This is a genomic window from Hoylesella timonensis S9-PR14, from assembly GCF_000762405.1.
GTDB lineage: Bacteria > Bacteroidota > Bacteroidia > Bacteroidales > Bacteroidaceae > Prevotella > Prevotella timonensis_A.
Genome location: NZ_JRPQ01000001.1, coordinates 1 through 19050, shown reverse-complemented (window position 1 = coordinate 19050; position 19050 = coordinate 1). Strand labels below are relative to the sequence as shown.

General features: G+C 43.9%; 19 protein-coding genes. 9 read left to right on the top strand and 10 right to left on the bottom strand.

Features of this window, described 5'->3' with window-relative positions; genetic code table 11:
- Positions 1-160 precede the first annotated feature (160 nt).
- Together HMPREF9304_RS00095 and HMPREF9304_RS00090 are read left to right on the top strand one after the other, a co-directional pair.
- Positions 161-715, top strand: a complete 555-nt coding sequence (locus HMPREF9304_RS00095) for a helix-turn-helix domain-containing protein (protein ID WP_008124853.1) — start codon at positions 161-163, stop codon at positions 713-715.
- A 13-nt stretch (positions 716-728) separates the two neighbouring features.
- Positions 729-2393, top strand: coding sequence for an AMP-binding protein (locus HMPREF9304_RS00090; RefSeq protein WP_036925432.1), 1665 nt, complete (start codon positions 729-731; stop codon positions 2391-2393).
- An 84-nt stretch (positions 2394-2477) separates the two neighbouring features.
- Here the strand turns inward: HMPREF9304_RS00090 and kbl are convergent, their stop codons facing one another.
- Positions 2478-3665 carry a glycine C-acetyltransferase gene (gene kbl / locus HMPREF9304_RS00085; protein ID WP_008124856.1) on the bottom strand — a complete coding sequence of 396 codons (1188 nt, stop codon included), beginning with the start codon at positions 3663-3665 and terminating at the stop codon, positions 2478-2480.
- Between the two features lie 194 nt (positions 3666-3859).
- Between kbl and HMPREF9304_RS00080 the strand changes: the two genes are divergently transcribed.
- Entirely contained in the window at positions 3860-4816 is a 957-nt protein-coding gene (locus HMPREF9304_RS00080) for an NAD-dependent epimerase/dehydratase family protein (RefSeq protein ID WP_036925431.1), read from the top strand.
- A gap of 102 nt (positions 4817-4918) precedes the next feature.
- Here HMPREF9304_RS00080 and HMPREF9304_RS00075 read toward each other — a convergent pair whose 3' ends face one another.
- The 8 genes from HMPREF9304_RS00075 to efp all read right to left on the bottom strand — a co-directional run bounded on the left by HMPREF9304_RS00075 (position 4919) and on the right by efp (position 11574).
- A complete protein-coding gene (locus tag HMPREF9304_RS00075) occupies positions 4919-6145 on the bottom strand; it encodes an anaerobic sulfatase-maturation protein (RefSeq protein ID WP_036925430.1) in 1227 nt (408 codons plus the stop codon).
- Between the two features lie 105 nt (positions 6146-6250).
- A complete protein-coding gene (locus HMPREF9304_RS00070; protein WP_036925427.1) occupies positions 6251-7015 on the bottom strand; it encodes a UDP-2,3-diacylglucosamine diphosphatase in 765 nt (254 codons plus the stop codon).
- Positions 7016-7065: 50 nt separating this feature from the next.
- A complete protein-coding gene (locus tag HMPREF9304_RS00065) occupies positions 7066-7386 on the bottom strand; it encodes a metal-sulfur cluster assembly factor (protein ID WP_036925424.1) in 321 nt (106 codons plus the stop codon).
- 122 nt (positions 7387-7508) lie between these two features.
- Positions 7509-8291, bottom strand: a complete 783-nt coding sequence (locus HMPREF9304_RS00060) for a ZIP family metal transporter (RefSeq protein WP_036925421.1) — start codon at positions 8289-8291, stop codon at positions 7509-7511.
- Positions 8292-8507: 216 nt separating this feature from the next.
- On the bottom strand, positions 8508-8690 hold the full coding sequence (locus HMPREF9304_RS00055; protein WP_036925419.1) for a hypothetical protein: 183 nt from the start codon (positions 8688-8690) through the stop codon (positions 8508-8510).
- A gap of 67 nt (positions 8691-8757) precedes the next feature.
- The gene (radC, locus tag HMPREF9304_RS00050; RefSeq protein ID WP_262502953.1) at positions 8758-9537 is read right to left on the bottom strand and encodes a RadC family protein; all 780 of its coding nucleotides are present in this window, start codon (positions 9535-9537) and stop codon (positions 8758-8760) included.
- 56 nt (positions 9538-9593) lie between these two features.
- Positions 9594-10646 (bottom strand): glycosyltransferase family 2 protein, encoded by a 1053-nt coding sequence (locus HMPREF9304_RS00045; RefSeq protein ID WP_036925417.1) that lies wholly within the window; start codon positions 10644-10646, stop codon positions 9594-9596.
- 361 nt (positions 10647-11007) lie between these two features.
- On the bottom strand, positions 11008-11574 hold the full coding sequence (efp, locus tag HMPREF9304_RS00040) for an elongation factor P (protein WP_036925415.1): 567 nt from the start codon (positions 11572-11574) through the stop codon (positions 11008-11010).
- 190 nt (positions 11575-11764) lie between these two features.
- On the opposite strand from efp, the gene rpmH reads away from it, so the two are divergent.
- The 6 genes from rpmH (at position 11765) to HMPREF9304_RS00010 (ending at position 17486) form a co-directional block, all read left to right on the top strand.
- The gene (rpmH, locus tag HMPREF9304_RS13880; RefSeq protein ID WP_008124876.1) at positions 11765-11920 is read left to right on the top strand and encodes a 50S ribosomal protein L34; all 156 of its coding nucleotides are present in this window, start codon (positions 11765-11767) and stop codon (positions 11918-11920) included.
- Between the two features lie 831 nt (positions 11921-12751).
- Positions 12752-13591, top strand: a complete 840-nt coding sequence (locus tag HMPREF9304_RS00030; RefSeq protein ID WP_036925461.1) for a PASTA domain-containing protein — start codon at positions 12752-12754, stop codon at positions 13589-13591.
- Complete coding sequence (locus HMPREF9304_RS00025; protein ID WP_036925410.1) at positions 13592-14659, top strand: RluA family pseudouridine synthase; 1068 nt, start codon at positions 13592-13594, stop codon at positions 14657-14659.
- Between the two features lie 19 nt (positions 14660-14678).
- Entirely contained in the window at positions 14679-15680 is a 1002-nt protein-coding gene (locus HMPREF9304_RS00020) for a D-alanine--D-alanine ligase (protein WP_036925407.1), read from the top strand.
- A 7-nt stretch (positions 15681-15687) separates the two neighbouring features.
- Positions 15688-16839, top strand: a complete 1152-nt coding sequence (locus HMPREF9304_RS00015; RefSeq protein ID WP_036925458.1) for a 1-acyl-sn-glycerol-3-phosphate acyltransferase — start codon at positions 15688-15690, stop codon at positions 16837-16839.
- Positions 16830-17486, top strand: coding sequence for a NigD1/NigD2 family lipoprotein (locus tag HMPREF9304_RS00010; RefSeq protein ID WP_036925405.1), 657 nt, complete (start codon positions 16830-16832; stop codon positions 17484-17486). The genes HMPREF9304_RS00015 and HMPREF9304_RS00010 overlap by 10 nt, the downstream gene beginning before the upstream one ends.
- A 140-nt stretch (positions 17487-17626) precedes the next feature.
- On the opposite strand, the gene HMPREF9304_RS00005 is transcribed toward HMPREF9304_RS00010, so the two are convergent.
- Positions 17627-18826, bottom strand: coding sequence for an acetate/propionate family kinase (locus HMPREF9304_RS00005; RefSeq protein WP_036925402.1), 1200 nt, complete (start codon positions 18824-18826; stop codon positions 17627-17629).
- Positions 18827-19050 lie beyond the last annotated feature (224 nt).

Here is a 19050-nt window from a genome sequence, read left to right as displayed (position 1 = left end):
TTTTATGCACAGGCAATAAGGGTCTGTGCATTTTTTATTATTTATCAACAATTGTTAGTACTACATAACAAAAAGGTAAATTCTATTCCAAAAGGTTTTTATACTTTTGAACGGCTATCAGGAATTTCCTGAATACCACACATTATTAATATAACAACGCATGGAAGAGTCAATAAAACAAATAGGACAGCGACTGAAAGGACTGCGAGAGGTCTTGAACATCCCAGCCGAAGAGATTGCGCAACTGTGTAACATCTCGACAGAGCATTACAAAAAGATTGAGGCGGGAGAAGCCGACCCCTCACTCTACCGGTTAACGCGAATATCCAAGCACTATGGCATTGCGCTCGACGTGTTGCTGTTTGGTGAGGAGCCTCGCATGAGCTCTTATTTCATTACCCGTAAGGGGCAAGGAATGACCGTTGACAGACATCAAGAATACAAATTTCAAAGTTTGGCGAGTGGCTTTAGGGGTAGGAAAGTAGACCCGTTTTTAGTTCAAGTAGACCCGCTGCCAGATAATGAGAAATATAATAAGAATACACACAAGGGTCAAGAGTTTGACATCATCATTGAAGGAACTCTGGAGATTACAATAGAAGACAAGGTTCTGGTACTACAACCAGGTGACAGCATCTATTTTGACTCCTCGAAGATGCACTGCATGCGCGCCGTCAATGACGAGCCTTGTCGTTTTTTGTGTATCGTTATCTAAAACACATAAGTTCATGGTAGAAAGATTTTTAACGCAAACTTCGTTTACTTCAGAGGAAGATTTCAAGGCGAATTTGCACTTTAAGGTACCCGAGAATTTTAATTTTGCTTATGACGTCATGGACGTATGGGCAGAAGAAAGACCAGATAAGTTAGCATTGCTATGGACCAATGAGCAAGGCGCAGAGTTAAGATTTACGTTTCAAGACTTAAAAGAACAAACAGACCAGACCGCTGCTTATTTTCAGAGTTTGGGCATTGGGCATGGCGACAAAGTAATGCTCATCTTGAAGCGTCATTACCAATGGTGGCTGGCTATGCTGGGCCTGCATAAGTTAGGAGCAGTAGCCATCCCTGCCACCCACATGCTGACCACGCACGACATCATCTATCGCAATCAGCGAGCCAGTGTCAAAGCCATTGTCTGTGCAGACGACACCTATATTATTGAGCAAATTCGAGCAGCCTTACCCAAGAGTCCAACCGTTGAAACGGTGATTAGCATTGGAGAAACCGTACATCCAGACTTCCACAACTGGGAGAAAGAATGGAAACAAGCACCTCCATTTGTTCGTCCCAAATACGTGAACACCAATGAAGACACCATGTTGATGTATTTTACCAGTGGTACCAGTGGCGAACCAAAGATGGTGGCGCACGACTTTCTATATGCCTTGGGACACATCACAACAGGTGTTTACTGGCACAATCTGCAAGAAGACAGCATCCATCTCACAGTGGCTGACACGGGATGGGGAAAAGCCGTGTGGGGGAAGCTCTATGGACAATGGTTTGCAGGAGCGGTTGTTTTTGTCTATGATCATGAGAAGTTTAATGCACCATCACTCATGAGACAAATGGAGAAATACCATATCACCTCATTTTGCGCACCACCAACGGTCTATCGCTTTATGATTCGAGAAGACTTCTCCAAATACGACTTGAGTGCCCTGCGCTATTGTACCACGGCAGGCGAAGCCCTCAACCCCGCCGTGTACCAAAAGTTTTTCCAACTAACGGGCATCCAACTCATGGAAGGCTTTGGACAAACCGAGACCACCATGACATTAGGAACATTCCCGTGGCAGACACCTAAGCCAGGCTCTATGGGAAAACCCAATCCGCAATATGATGTACAACTGCTCAGAAGCGATGACACCCAATGCGAGGATGGTGAAAAGGGAGAAATCTGTATCTATATCGGAAATAAAAAACCAATCGGTTTGTTCAAAGGCTATTACCGTGACCAAAACCTAACACTGAAAATATGGCACCATGGCTATTACCATACAGGCGATATGGCATGGCGCGACCAAGACGGCTATTACTGGTTCGTCGGTCGTTCGGACGATGTCATCAAGAGTTCAGGCTATCGCATCGGTCCGTTCGAAGTAGAGAGTGCACTCATGACCCACCCTGCTGTTGTAGAGTGTGCTATCACAGGCGTACCTGATGACATTCGCGGCATGGTGGTGAAAGCTACTGTGGTATTGGCGGATGAATGGAAGTCGAAAGCCGATGACACGCTCATCAAGGAGTTACAAAATCACGTGAAGCACGAAACGGCTCCCTACAAATATCCCCGTGTCATCGAGTTTGTGGACGAACTGCCAAAAACCATCAGTGGAAAAATTCGTCGAGTGGAAATCAGAGAGAAAGATAACCAAAAGAAATCATAGATTGCCAACGATATTGCATAAAAAACGCTGTACAGAATTCTGCACAGCGTTTTTTTTTTGTAAAAATAGCGAATGTTATTCATCTTATTTCAATACGCCTAATTCTTTACCAATCTTGATAAATGCAGCAATACACTTATCCAATTGTTCACGCGTATGAGCAGCGGAGAGCTGAACACGAATACGAGCCTCGCCCTTGGGTACTACTGGGTAGTAGAAACCAGTCACATAGATGCCCTCCTCGAGCAACTTCGCAGCATACTTCTGAGACAAAGGTGCATCGTACAGCATCACTGCACAAATAGCACTTTGTGTTGGTTTGATATCAAAACCAGCTTCCATCATCTTGTCACGGAAATATTCCACATTCTCTACCAAGTGATCGTGCAAGCTATTGCTTTCTTTCAACATCTTGAACACCTCTAAACTGGCGCCAATAATGCCGGGTGCCAACGAGTTGGAGAAGAGATAAGGACGACTGCTTTGGCGCAGCATCTCAATAATCTCTTTACGACCTGTCGTAAATCCACCAAGCGCACCACCAAACGCCTTGCCTAAAGTGCCAGTATAGATGTCTACTCTGCCGTAAGTATCGGTCAGTTCACTGACACCATGTCCTGTAGCACCAACGACACCTGCCGAGTGACTCTCGTCAACCATCACCAGTGCATCGTACTTTTCTGCCAAATCGCATATTTTATCTATCGGTGCCACATTGCCATCCATAGAGAATACGCCATCGGTGCAGATGATACGGAAACGCTGTGCCTGTGCTTCTTGCAAACACTTCTCCAGCTCCTCCATGTTGGCATTGGCATAGCGATAACGTTTTGCCTTGCAGAGACGTACACCGTCGATAATGGAAGCATGATTCAACGAGTCGGATATAATGGCATCCTCATCGGTGAGCAACGCACCAAACAAACCACCGTTGGCATCAAAACAAGCCGCATAGAGAATGGTATCGTCGGTTTTGAAATAATCAGAAATGGCTGCCTCCAACTCTTTATGGGCGTCTTGTGTACCACAGATAAAGCGTACCGAAGACATACCGAAACCACGACGATCCATCATCTTCTTGGACGCTTCGATGAGTCGTGGATGATTAGAAAGACCTAAATAATTATTGGCACAGAAGTTCAACACTTCCTTTCCTTTTACTTGGATTGCCGCATCCTGCGGACTTTCAATGATTCTCTCCTCTTTATAAAGTCCTGCTTCTCTTAGCTTTTCGAGGCTCTGGCTAAGATGTTCTTTCATTTTACCGTACATAAGATTTAGATTTAAATGATTTTATTTACAAAGTAAGGCAATATTTTTGAGACCACATCGTGTTAAGTGTTATTTTTTATAAAATAAAATAACGACGGGCATGCAAATTCTTAGTCTTTCATGTGTCATTGTCAAAAAAAAGTTGTTATTTTGCAAACAGAATCTTTTAGAGCTAACTCTCAAAAACAAATAGAATGAAGAACATTTTAGTAATAGGTTCAACTGGACAAATCGGTTCGGAGTTGACCCGAGAATTACGTAAAAATTATGGTAACGAAAATGTAGTAGCTGGATATATTCCGGGTGCTGAGCCTACAGGCGAATTGAAAGAAAGCGGTCCTTGTGCCATTGCTGACGTAACCAATCCTCAGCAAATTGCAGAAGTAGTGAAATCTTATCACATCGACACCATTTATAACTTGGCGGCATTGCTGTCGGTCGTTGCCGAGTCAAAGCCACGGTTGGCATGGAAGATAGGAATTGATGGTTTGTGGAACATCTTAGAGGTGGCTCGTGAGAACCATTGCGCTGTGTTTACACCCAGCTCTATTGGTTCATTCGGTCCTACCACGCCACACGACATGACGCCACAGGACACCATTCAACGTCCCAAGACAATCTACGGAGTGTCTAAGGTAACCACTGAATTGCTCAGTGATTACTATTATCATAAATATGGTGTAGACACTCGTGCCGTAAGATTTCCAGGTGTTATCTCGTACGTCACTCCTCCCGGAGGTGGCACGACCGATTATGCTGTAGACATTTATTATAATGCGGTGCGTGGCGACCAGTTTGTTTGTCCTATTCAGGCTGGCACAAAGATGGATATGATTTACATGCCCGATGCGCTAAAGGCTGCAATGATGATTATGGAGGCTAATCCCGACAAACTCATTCATCGCAATGCTTTCAATATCGCATCCATGAGTTTCGATCCAGAAGAGATTTATGCCGCTATTAAGAAATACAAACCCGAATTTGAAATGGTGTATCAGGTAGACCCCTTGAAACAAAGTATTGCAGAGAGCTGGCCTAACATGATGGACGATACTTGTGCTCGCAACGAATGGCAGTGGAAGCCAACCTACGATTTGGACAGTATGACAAAGGACATGTTAGAAAAGCTTACCATCAAGTTAGGGTGTTAGGCGCATCGACTCGATGACAACGAATGATATTGATAGGGAGAAAAGATTTAATTTTTCTCCCTTTTTGTTTTTTCATGATTGACGAGATTTTTGAGACAAATATTACAAATCTCCTCTCCTAATCGCCTCCATCACATTCGCAGGAGGACGATGGGCTTCAAGTTCGCCTTTCATAAAATCCATGTATGGAGCCACATGTTCGAAGAATTGATAATATCCCTTACACAAATAGTTCAGTCCAGGTTCCCCTTGCTTCGTGGTAGAAAACCTGTTCTTCGGACATTCCCCATAACACGCAAAGAGATAGTTGCACTGATTACACTGCTGTGGCAACGACAAATATTTATTTTGCCCGAATGCACGTTGGCGTTCACTGTACATCATTTCGGTTAAAGTTTTATCTTTGATATTCCCCAGTAAATAAGCAGGGAATACAAAGTGGTCGCACGAATAAACGTCTCCATTGTATTCCATTACTCCTGCATGACCGCACTGCTTTGCCATAGTGCAGAGCGAACCATCCACTCCCATCCAATTGGCAAGGGTTACATCAAAGAGCTGTACGAAAGTTTTTCCCACATCGTTGCGCACCCACTCATCAAAAATGGTACAAAGAAAATGTCCCCACTGCTCTGGAGACACAGAGAAGTCAGCCAACTGCCCTTCGCCACCGTCAGCCATTGACGCTAAGTGTCGTCCATCACCATGAGGTAAGATACGCTCAACAATGGGAGTGAACTGAATATAATGACAGCCTAAGTCCTTAAAAAACTGATAGAACTCCAAAGGATAATCTGCATTAAAATCGTTCACCACAGCCATGGCATTCCAGTCTACCGCATATTTCTCTAGACACCGAATGCCTCTCATCACCTCATGCCATGAAGGCTTCCCTGTACGACTGCGTCGATATTCATCATGAAACTCTTGCGGTCCGTCTATTGAGACACCTACTAACCACCCATGATTGTGAAAAAAGCGTGCCCATCGGTCATCTATCAGTGTGCCATTCGTCTGAATGGTATTATCAATGTGTTTTCCTTGTCCATATTGCCATTGGAGCTTCACCACCTTTTCATAAAACGAAAGCGGACGCATCAGCGTTTCACCTCCATGCCAACAAAACATGATGTGCTGCATCGTCTGACTTTCGATATATTGCTTGACAAACCTTTCCAACAGTTCATCGCTCATCACATGCCGCACGTCACCCTGATAAAGCTTCGATTTTTCCAAATAATAACAATATTCACAAGCCAAGTTACACGAAGCACCAACGGGCTTGGTCATCACATAAAGGGGATGTGAAAAGGGTGTAGCTATTTCCATTCTGAATGACGTTGATTTTGGATAAACTGTTAAGCTGTCAGGAAAACAGCTTAGACACATACCATCCGCCCAGCACAGGGACTGATTGATTGCTTATGAATTAGTTTATGGTTGGGATTCTCCTTCTATATATTGCTCCATAAAGATATGTTCTCCGTCATAGACGACATAGGTAAACTGTGTTATCCAGTCTCCGATGATGAACATTCGCACCTGACGACTTAACATCAAATCAAGTTCAATATGTCGATGCCCATAGATGTAATAATCCACATTGTCATGAGCCTGCATGTACTGTTTGGTAAACTGTACTAAAAACTCATGATCCTCGCCCATGTACGGAGGTTCTTTGCCTTCTTTTCTTTTTAAGCGACTGTGTTTTGCCCAAGTCTGTCCTAACCACATTCCCCAACGAGGATGAATGGCATTGAAAAGATGTTGACAGATAGAATTATGAAACACCTTCCGCAAGAGTTGAAACTTATGATCGGGGTCTCCCAAGCCGTCGCCATGTGCTAAATAAAATACCTTGCCGTAAATCTCTGTCGTCAAAGGTTTGCGATGCAGAATTACCCCACACTCCTGTTCCAGATAGCCATAGGTCCAAATGTCATGGTTGCCGATAAAGTAATGAACCTCAACGCCCAAATCGGTCAGCTCGCTGATTTTCCCCAAAAACCGTGTATAACCTTTTGGCACCACATAGCGGTACTCGTTCCAGAAGTCGAACATGTCACCCAAGAGGTAAACAGCAGAAGCCCGATGCTTAATACTGTCTAAGAATCGCACCAATCGTCTCTCATGTGTGCGCCGATGGTCTATCGCCCATGAGCCAAGGTGAGCATCCGAAAGAAAATATACATTTTTCATACTCTGATTTTATTTATCCATACAAGTGACAGCGCAAGGCGCTAATGGTCTTAATCGAATCCCAACTCTACTCTCGCCTCTTCACTCATCATGCTTTGATCCCAAGCGGGTTCAAAGACTAAGTTCACTACACAAGCGGTGATTCCATCCAGACTCTCTACTTTGCTGCGCACATCCTCTAAGATGAAGTCAGCAGCAGGACAGTTGGGAGCCGTGAAGGTCATATCTAAATCAACCGCATGGTTGTCCTTCACGTCTATTTTATAAATCATTCCCAAATCAAAAATATTGACTGGTATTTCAGGATCGTACACCGTTTTGAGTACATCTACGATTTTTTCTTCAATGTTTGTTTTTTCTTGTAAAGTCATCATATCTGATAAGTTTTTTTGCTTGCAACACGAATATCAATCACTCTAAAAGCCAGGGGGAAAAGAAGATACAAAGTTTTATATGATTAACGGTAATCATTGGATACTAAGTAAAAATCTTTTTAGCCTAACACAACATCAAGCGTCATCATCAGCAAGAATCCAATCGCAAAACCAATGGTACTCCAATCGCTATGCTCGCCTTGGGACGCTTCAGGGATTAGCTCCTCTATCACAACGTAAAACATGGCGCCAGCGGCAAACGACAGCATAAACGGGAGCGTAGGGGTAAGCAAGGCTGCCAATAAGATAACCAAAGCAGAACCTACGGGTTCTACTACTCCACTCAAACTGCCCATTACAAATGAGTACCATTTACTTTTTCCTTCTGCTTTCAGCGGCATTGAGATGATAGCTCCTTCGGGAATATTCTGTATGGCAATACCCAATGAAAGTGTCATCGCTGCTGCAATAGATATACCAATATCCCCTTGTAAAACACCTGCTACGACTACACCGACAGCCATTCCTTCAGGAAAATTGTGTATAGTCACTGCTAATATGAGCATGGCTGTACGACTTAATCGAGAGCGAGGTCCTTCTGGTTTAACGCTTCCCAAATGCAAGTGAGGCGTAATATGATCTAATAGCAACAAAAAGGCTATTCCGATGGCAAAGCCTATGGCAGCAGGGAACACCTGCCATTTACCCATGTCTGCCCACTGCTCCATACTGGGTATAATGAGCGACCATATAGAAGCTGCCACCATCACGCCCGAAGCAAAGCCTAACAAAGCTTTTTGCAACAACTGTGACATTTGTTCTTTCATAAAAAAGACAAATGCAGAACCTAATACAGTTCCTGCGAGTGGCATTGATAAAATTAAAAGTATATCACTATTCATGATTTCTTATATTGATATGAGAAGAACAACAGCATGCTCTATTTTGAAGAATACTTGCTGAAGCTGGTTACAAATTTACATAAAAACTATGATTTATAAGCCAGTAGGACTAAGAAAGTGCTTTTTCTTTCTATCAGATAATAAGAATTATTGAAAAAAGAAGATTAAAAGTTTGCTCTCTAAAAACACATAAAACTGTCACAAACCCAAGAAATGCTATTTTTTACCTCCATTGACGAAATAAATAGCTCCCGTTGCGAGTAGCGCAAAGACGAAACTTTCCCAGGTCATGACATGGACAAGGGTGAGCTGGTCTGACTGGAAGAAGAAATAATACACCAAATTACAAAACCAGCAAATAGCTACCAAGAGCAAAAATAAAAAAAGATATTTCTTCATACATCTATCCATTTATTATAAAAACCATCATCACTGGCGTGCCCTTCTCCGCACTGCATCCGTTTCTCTATAACACTCTGCCTTCCTCTCGATAACTGTAATAACGACCGTCGGTGACAATGATATGATCGAGAAAGTAGATGCGCATCAATTGCGAGGCTTCTTGAACACGCTTCGTGAGTCGGTCGTCTTCGGTACTGGGAAAGGCTTGATTGCTGGGATGATTGTGGCAAAGTGCCAACACCGTGGCATTACTCAACACTGCCTCGCGCATAATTACTCGCACATCCACAGCGGTCTCACTTATTCCGCCATGACTGATGCGCATCGCTTTGATGAGCTTGTAACGCTGGTTCATCAGTAATATCCAAGCCTCTTCCACATCCAAGTCTTGCATGCGTGGGTGCATGTACTCGTAAATCGCCAACGCCGAACTTAAATCAGCACGCTCTTCGGCTTTCTCCATGGCACGTCGCTTACCCAACTCACATGCAGCAAGAATGGTAATAGCTTTCGCAGGTCCTATTCCTTTATAATGTGTAAGTTCTTGAATGGTTTGTTTTCCTAATGTATTGAGATTATTGTTGCAGTCGTTCAACAAACGTTTCATCAAATCCACAGCACTTTCATCTACCGAACCAGAGCCTATCAAGATAGCCAACAGCTCGGCAGGCGACAGGGCACCCGCCCCTAACCGTTCCATCTTTTCACGTGGGCGGTCGGCTTCTGCCCAATGAACTATGGAGAGACGTTCAGAGATAGGCGGTGTGGCTTCCTCCTCCCGCTTGTCTTGCGAGGACGAAGAGCCAACTTTCTCTGTGGCGTTATGTTTCCGTTGCACTGTCATGGGATGAAATGATTGAGGCGATTTAGCATCCTTGCTTCGCCTAAAATGGCAAAGTTTTATTTATAAAAGGTTTTATCAAAAGCATGAAACTCGTCGCGTCCACGCATACACCGTTGGTACCAAGCACTCATAAAGCCCAAACCATAGCCAAACAGTTGTATAAAAGCGGCACGAACACTGAGCAAACCAATTTTAAGACTCTCATTCTTTGCCGATGAATCTATCACAATGGCTCCGCAATACAACACCAGCGGTAAGAGACCTGTCAAGAACAAAATGAGTCCCACGTTTGGTCCTTCGGCAACACTGCTTGATTCTGACCATAAAATCAGACCAAATATCATCAAGAAGCACAGGAAAATTACTCCTAAGGTAAACACAGTTGGAAGCAAATGCACCAACTTTAAGCTCTTCGGATGACGCTTGTACAGATTGACGCGCGCAATACCACTGTTATAGACTTGGCGGAAGAACTTCTTAAAGTCGGTTCGACGCTTATGCCACACCCAAGCATGGGGGAACAACCTACACGTGTAGCCTGCCTTGAAAATACGAATAGAGAAATCAATATCCTCACCAAAGCGCATCTTACTAAATCCACCCAATTGCTGGAAAGCCTCTCGCCGAATTCCCATATTATACGACCTTGGATAGAATTTGTCCAAACGTTTCTTACCACCGCGAATACCACCTGTGGTAAAGAAAGAGGTCATGGCATAAGAAATGGCTTTCTGGGTGTCCGTAAACGAGGCATGTGCACGGTCAGGACCACCAAAAGCATCAGCAGGAGAGGTTGCCAATTCTTTTTCTATCTCATAGAAATAATCGTGAGGCACCACCACATCACTGTCCAAAATGATGAGATAGTCGCCCGAAGCTCGTTCTGCACCATAGTTGCGAGTCTGTCCTGGACCACTGTTTGGCTTCAGTAAATACTTGATGTCCAAAAATGGCTCGTACTTTTTACATACTTCTTCGCAGGGGCAAGTAGAGCCGTCTTCTATAATCAATACTTCAAAATCCGTAAACGCTTGTTTACAAAGACTCTCCAGCAATTCATCTACTTCGTCTGGACGATTATAAACAGGAACGATAACACTGTATTTCATAAGTTTAGATAGTGACGAGTTTTTTAGTTGACAAGTTGACAAGGTTTTTAGTTGACAAGTTGACGAGTTCACAAGTTCACGAGTTGATACCCGGGCAGCTCGGAGATTTTGATGAACACTCTAACGATTCGGTGAACTGTCTAACGATTTGATGAACACTCTAACGAGAGGGGAATGTCTAAAACGAGCTAACTGTGAGCAACGTACTTTTTTCTAAATAAACGCTCCACAGGTTGATGCTTGACACATTCAAGGGGAGCAAATGAAAAGCAAGTTGAGGCCACAGCACGTATGCAGTGACCTCTTTCTCTCCTTCTCCTCTCCTTGAGTGAGAGGTATGCTTTAACAATACAGTTAATAACTACTCGCTAATACGGCTCAGATAACTGCCGTCGCGCGTATCTACTTGTATCAGCTCGCCTTCGTTGACAAACAAAGGTACGCGCACCTCAACACCAGTCTCCAATGTAGCAGGCTTAGTGGCATTGGTAGCGGTGTTTCCTTTGATACCGGGTTCAGAATGAGTAATGCGAAGCACTGTCTTTACTGGCATTTCTGCCAACAACACACTGCCATCGCTGGTATCGGTTACCACCTCTACGATGTCGCCTTCTTTCATAAAATCGCCTCCCGTTACTGCCTCTTTAGGCAAAGGTATTTGCTCAAAAGTCTCTTGGTTCATGAAGATGCAACCTGTAGTATCTTCATAAAGATATTGATAGGGACGACGCTCTACACGAACATCTTCCAACTTAAAGTTAATCTGAAAAGTACGCTCCAACACACGACCATCAGAAACATTCTTTAACTTCGTAATCATGACAGTGTTACCCTTACCGGGCTTTCTGTGTTGGAAATCTATACAAGTCCAAATTTTACCGTCAAGACGAATACAAGTTCCAATCTTAATTTCCTGTGAATTAATCATTGTTTGTTATCTTAGTTCTTAAAAATAATTTTTCTTCTATGCCTTATAAAAGCGATGCAAAGTTACAAATAAATTGCAAAAAAGCAGTCTTTTTTCGGTGAAAATTAGTCAATTTCTTTGTTATTCCGAAAATAATGAGTACTTTTGCACCCCAAAGCGTACGAAACAATAACGATAAATATAAAAAACAATGAAAAGAACATTTCAGCCCCACAATAGAAGAAGGGTGAACAAGCATGGATTCCGTGAGAGAATGTCAACCAAGAACGGTCGTCGCGTATTGGCAAACCGTCGCGCACATGGACGTAAAAAGCTAACCGTTTCTGACGAAAATCACGGTAAGTAATTGGCATGAAGCCATACGCCTTACGTCAAAAAGCAGCAAGAAATTCTTATTTTCTTGCTGCTTTTTGTATCAAGAACATCCAACGTAGGAGGATGGAGCGCAAGAGTGGCAAACCATTCGCAACCTCTGAACTCGTCAACTCATTGCTTGAACACCCATAGAGCCACTGTATACAGCATTGACTGTACGCTGCACAGAATGATAGAAAAATTCTGAATTTTCTTTACAAAACGCCTCCCATAATTCTCGTGTAAACAACCAACGGCAAAGTTGGTCTCAAATACGCTAAAAATGAGCGATGTTTATAATTTACTGATATTCACTAAATTACGTTTAATTTATCTCTTTTCATTCGTATTTTTATCGGTTGTTGCAGACTAAAGCATTGAGATAAGCTTCCAATTTGCATGCTTTAATGGTACTATTGTATGTGAATAACCTCTCTAAATGGTGTTTCCAAGAGGTTAAATCAATGTTCCAGCATAAAGAGACACCTTTATTTGAGAAAATCACGGTACTTTTACCTATCATCTACCTATTATTTTTTTCTATTTTGAAGATTTTTAATGGTCGTTTTTTGGTAAAATTACAGGACAAAAATCTTATAAAAGAGAGGCGCTCATTGACACAGACCTAACTTTATCCCTTCGTCAGTTGGAGACTCTTTGCCGTGCATCACACAGAAAAAAGCAAAGGTTTTATTTTGTACTATCTTTGGTTTACATTATCTTTGCAACTAATAACCTGCACCTATTATAGAAAATAAGCAAACAGGCGTGGGCTGCGGTCTCTATGGAGACAGTATTGTCAACAGGTTTTAAGACAAAGCGAATGAAATCGTCGGAATTCTTGGGTAAATTGAAAAGTTTTTATCTGTGGGGAAATCTCCTCGCCATGCTATTGGTGGTGCTCGTTATGGGCATCGGTGTACGCTATGGGCTGAACTGGTACACCCACCATGGTGAAGCCATCATGATTCCGAATGTGAAGAAAAAATCGTTCACTGAAGCCGAAAGCATCTTAAAACAAATGGGACTCAAAGCGGTTGTCAGCGATACGGGATACGTGAAAACATTGCCTCCCGATTGTGTCTTAGAGCAAAGCCCTGCTGCTGGTGAAAAGGTGAAAGCAGGTCGTATTATCTATCTCACCATCAATGCCTCCAAATCACCCACTATTACATTGCCCGATGTCATTGACAACAGCTCCCTGCGAGAGGCAATGGCAAAACTCTCTGCAATGGGATTCAAGGTGGGAATGCCTCAGTTTATCCCTGGGGAGAAGGATTGGGTATATGGCATCTTGGTGCGAGGAAAGCACGTAGCTGCTGGTGACAGGATTTCGATTGAAGACTCGTTGATTATCCAAGCAGGAAATGGCATGAGGGATGAAGCCGATTCGGTAAATTACATCGACCCCGTTTATCCTGAGTACAATGACGCTTCAGATGAGGATGTGGACCAGTTTGTAGAAGTGAGCGCACCTGTGGAAGAATCGGCAAAGCCCAACCAGACGCCAACCAAAGGGGAGACGACTCAAGATGCACAGAAAGAAACGCCAGCCCCCAAGAAGAGCTACCCCAAGAACCCTCAACCTGCGGAGCCAGCAACACCAAGGAAGGTGAAACCTTCTCCACAGAAGACACCCGTACACACGCCCAAAAAAGATTAGATGTTAGAAGAGACTAACGACATATCGCTGATAGAAGACGAGGATGACCAGCAGCTGTATGAGCATTTTCGTGTTGTGGTAGACAAGAATCAGGAGCCATTGCGTATTGACAAATATATGTTTGAGCGTCTGAAACACTCCAGTCGTAACCGCATACAGAAAGCTGCGGATGCAGGATTTGTACACGTAAACGACCAACCCGTAAAGAGCAATTACAAGGTTCGTCCGTTAGACGTGATTACGCTCATGTTGGATGCGCCTCAACACGACAGTACCATTGAGGCGGAAGAGATTCCTCTCAACATTGTGTACGAAGACACCGAAGTCATGGTAGTGAACAAACCAGCTGGCATGGTGGTGCATCCCGGGGCAGGAAACTTTCATGGCACGCTCATTAACGCTGTGGCATGGCACCTCAAAGACCTACCAACCTTTGATGCGAACGACCCCGCTGTGGGACTGGTTCATCGCATTGACAAAGACACCAGTGGGCTGTTAGTCATTGCCAAAACACCAGATGCCAAGACAAAGTTGGGACTACAGTTCTTCAACAAGACCACCCACCGCAGCTACCACGCTTTGGTGTGGGGCAATTTCAATGAAGAGGAAGGGCGCATCGAGGGAAATATTGCACGCGATCCCAAAGACCGATTGCGTATGTGCGTATTCCCTCCAGACAGTGCTGTGGGCAAAACAGCAATCACTCATTATCGAGTATTAGAGCGATTTGGCTATGTCACGCTGATAGAGTGCATCCTCGAAACAGGGCGAACACATCAAATCCGTGCCCACATGAAACACATTGGGCACCCTCTATTTGGCGACGAGCGATATGGCGGAATGGAGATTCTTCGTGGACAGCGTAGCTCAACGTATAAAGCATTTATACAAAACTGCCTCAGCCTCTGTCATCGCCAAGCCTTACACGCCAAGACCTTGGGTTTCGTACATCCGAAAACCAATCGAGAAATGAACTTCACGTCCGACTTACCCGAGGACATGCAGCAACTCATACAAAAATGGCGTGTGTACATACATGGCACAACCATAGACACTTTTGAAGAATAATATCACATATAGTTTACACATGAAAGAGTTAAAAAGAAACATTGCCATCGTCTGTGGTGGCGACTCATCAGAATACGACGTGTCTTTACGCTCTGCGCAAGGGCTCTATTCGTTCTTTGACAAAGAACGTTATCAGGTATTTATTGTCACAATACGAGGGCTGGACTGGAATGTGTGCTTGGAAGATGGCAGCACTGTCAAAGTGGATAGAAATGACTTTTCCTTTGTACACAACGGCAAGTCGATTATCTTCGACTATGCTTACATCACCATTCATGGCACACCTGGCGAGAATGGTATCATACAGGGCTACTTTGAATTGGTGGACATTCCCTACTCCACCAGTGGAGTCTTGGTGGAAGCCCTGACCTTCAACAAGTTTGTTCTAAACCGCTATCTGGCTTCGTTTGGCGTCAAGGTGGCAAAAAGCATTTTGCTAAGGCGTGGTGAAGAATCGATGCTCTCTGAACAAGAAATAGAGGAACAGTTGGGCATGCCATGCTTTGTCAAACCCGTTGCCGATGGGTCCAGCTTTGGAGTTACAAAAGTAAAGAACTCAGACCAGTTAGCACCTGCGTTGCGGGTTGCTTTCATGCAGAACGAGGCTGCCATGATTGAGAGCTATATGAAGGGAGTGGAGCTGTCGATTGGCTGTTATAAGACGAGCGAGAAGGCTGTTGTCTTTCCTGCAACAGAAGTCGTAACGAGCAATGAGTTCTTTGATTACGATGCCAAATACAACGGTCAGGTGCAGGAAATCACACCAGCACGCATCGCCGACGACACCGCTAAGAAGGTTGCCGAAGAGACCAGCAAGATTTATGACATTCTACACTGCAACGGCATTATCCGCATTGACTACATTATCACAAAAGATGAGCAAGGGAACGACGTAGTGAACATGCTCGAAGTCAACACCACTCCAGGCATGACTGCCACCAGTTTCATCCCTCAACAGGTACGGGCTGCAGGACTGGACATAAAAAATGTGCTAACAGAAATTATTGAAAATCAATTTTAACGTTGCCATGAACATACCACATCAGTTCGACGCTATACGTCCATTTGAGCCAGAAGAACTACCCAAAGTCTTTAACCGTATACTGGATAGCGAACAATTTAGACTGGTATTGACTCATCTATACCCACACATTCCCATAGACATCATTGCAAAACAAATACTATCCTGCAAGACGAACTTGGAGTTTCAGCAAAAAATGGCATACCCCTTCCTCGACAATTTGTTGAGAAAAGCAGCTAAGAGTTGTGATATCGACATTAGAAGCATTGACAACAAGTACCGTTATACATTTGTAAGCAACCATAGGGATATTGTTTTAGATTCCGCCTTTTTATGCAAGTTACTCATGGACAATGGTTTTCAAACCACCTGCGAAATTGCTATTGGCGACAATCTGTTATCATTACCATGGGTAAAAGACTTGGTGCGCATCAACAAGTCGTTCATTGTGGAGCGTAGCTTATCCATGCGTGAAAAGCTATTATCGAGCAAACGTTTGGCGGAGTATATGCACTTCGTTATTCAAGAGAAACACGACAACGTATGGATAGCACAACGAGAAGGGCGTGCAAAAGACTCGGATGACAGGACCTCTGAAAGTGTTCTAAAGATGATGTCAATGGGCGGTGAAGGAAGTGTCGTGGAACGACTCACGCAACTGCATATCGTACCCGTGAGTATATCCTACGAATACGATCCATGCGACTATCTGAAGGCTGCCGAGTTTCAACTGAAACGCGACAATCCTGATTGGAAGAAAGGCGAACATGATGATGTTATGAGCATGCAAACTGGTATCATGGGATACAAGGGAAATATTCACTACCATTGCGCTACATGTATAGATGATTATTTACAAACCTTGGACACCGATACACCTAAGACAGAAATCTTTGGCATGATTGCTCAACATATCGATCGTGAAATACATCGCCACTATCGTCTATTCCCGAACAACTACGTAGCTCTGGATATGTTGAACGAGAATGAGAATCTTGCAAGCAATTACTCTAATGAGGATAAAAAAACTTTTGAAACTTATACAGAAAAACAACTTTCGAGAATTGACATACCCAACAAAGATTATCTGTATCTGCGCAAATGTATGCTAACCATGTATGCCAACCCTTTAAGAAACTATTGGGCAGCATGCAAATAAAACATGGAATACTCTTCGCTCTACTCGGACTGTTCACAGCCTGCACCATCAATTCCTATGACAAGGGAGATGGACGCTACTCGTATCTACGTGCCGAGATGACAGAAATCCATACTTCGACAAAGAATAAGGTTGACTATGCATGGACGGATGAGGGAAAGAAGTTAACTTTCACGGTACCGTTCACCTGTTCGTGGGCTCATGTACCAGACAGCGTGTATCGCACGATGCTATATTACACCCAAGACGAAGAATCGACAGTGGGAATGACAGCCCTCCATGTGTGGGTGTTGCGCCCTCAAAAGGCACCGAAGAGGATTCCTTCCGACCCTGTGCAATTAGAAGGCTGTTGGATGAGTAAATCGCAACAGTACCTGAATGTAAGAATTGGTGTGATGACGGGCACTCCAGAAGACACGATGTTGCAGCAGAAAGTTGGGATTGTCACCCAAAAGAACACGCATCATGCTAATGGCAAGGAGACCCATGACTTGCGCTTATTCCACCATCAAAACAACGTTCCCAGCTATTACGCACGCACATTTTATATCAGCATCCCCACAGACGTTTATAAAAAAGGAGATACCCTCAGTTTTTCTGTAAACACCTATCGCGGTTGGGTGAAGAAAAGCTTTGCTTTGAAATAAAAGCAGAAAGAACTTAGAAGCGATAAGAAACTTTGAAATTTGTGTTTGCTAAGCGACGTTCCACCCACCTATAGGCACAGTAGCAAAAAAGGGATACACCGTTTGGCATATCCCCTTTGCTCAACATGATGTTGAGAGAATTATTTTCCGTTCACCAGTCGCATGGTGTCGCGTGCGATGACAATCTCCTCATCGGTAGGAATCACACAAACCGTTACCTTGGAATCGGGAGCAGAGATGATAGCTTCCTTGCCACGAACCTTGTTGGCTTCGGCATCCATCTTCACACCCAAGAACTCTAAGTTACTGCAAGCAGCCAAACGGGTTCCTATTTGGTTTTCACCCACGCCAGCCGTCCATACGATGATGTCGACACCTCCCATGGCGGCAGCGTAAGCTCCGATGTATTTCTTGATACGGTAGTCGTACATCTGAAGTGCCAACTGTGCCCGCTTATTACCCTCGGCAGCGGCATTCTCTATATCACGCATGTCAGAAGAGATGCCTGTAATACCAAGCACGCCACTCTCCTTGTTTAGATAATCAGACATCTCTTGCGGCGTTTTGTGCAACTTCTCCATCAAGAACGTAACGACCGACGCATCGATATCACCACTACGCGTACCCATCATCAAACCCTCGAGCGGCGTTAATCCCATTGACGTGTCAACGCATTTGCCGCCTTTGACGGCAGAAACGCTGGCTCCGTTACCTATATGACAGGTGATGATGCGCATGTCCTTGATATCCTTACCCAAGAACTCACATACACGCTGTGACACATAACGATGACTGGTTCCGTGGAAGCCGTAACGGCGTACATGATATTTCTCGTACATCTCATAAGGAACGGCATAAAGATAAGCGTAATCGGGCATGGTGCTATGGAACGCATTATCAAACACGGCTACTTGCGGAACGTGAGGCATGAGCGCGTCAACAGCCCTAAGTCCACGCAAGTGTCCAAGATTGTGCACAGGAGCCAGGTCGCATAAACTCTCAATACCATCCTCCACACTCTTGTCGACGAGGGTGGATTTTTCGTACAGGTCGCCACCTTGCACGACACGATGTCCAACGGCATCAATCTCGTTTAAGGACTTGATAGCCCCAATCTCGGGGTCGGTGAGCAAAGAGAACACGAAGTTCACGCCTTCTTTGTGGTCGGGCATGTCGTGCATGATTTTCTTTTTCTCGCCATTGGGCAAGGTTACTTTCACAAAGGCCTCATCGAGACCAATACGTTCTACACCTCCTTGAGCCAACACTGACTCATCGGTCATGTTGTAGAGTTTATACTTGATAGAGCTGCTTCCGCAGTTTAATACTAAGATGTTCATTTATAAGTTTTTAAGTTTTTGAGTTGATGAGTTTATAAGTTTTTTTTTAGTTGACGAGTTCACGAGTTGACGAGTTAAAAGAGCCTCTCCCCCTGCCCCTCCCCCAAAGGGAGGGGAGTAGTTAGTTTGGCATGTTTGTAGTTTTTTTAGTTGACGAGTTCACAAGTTGACGAGTTGTTGGTTTATGAATTATGAATTAAGAATTATGAATTATTCCGAGTTCA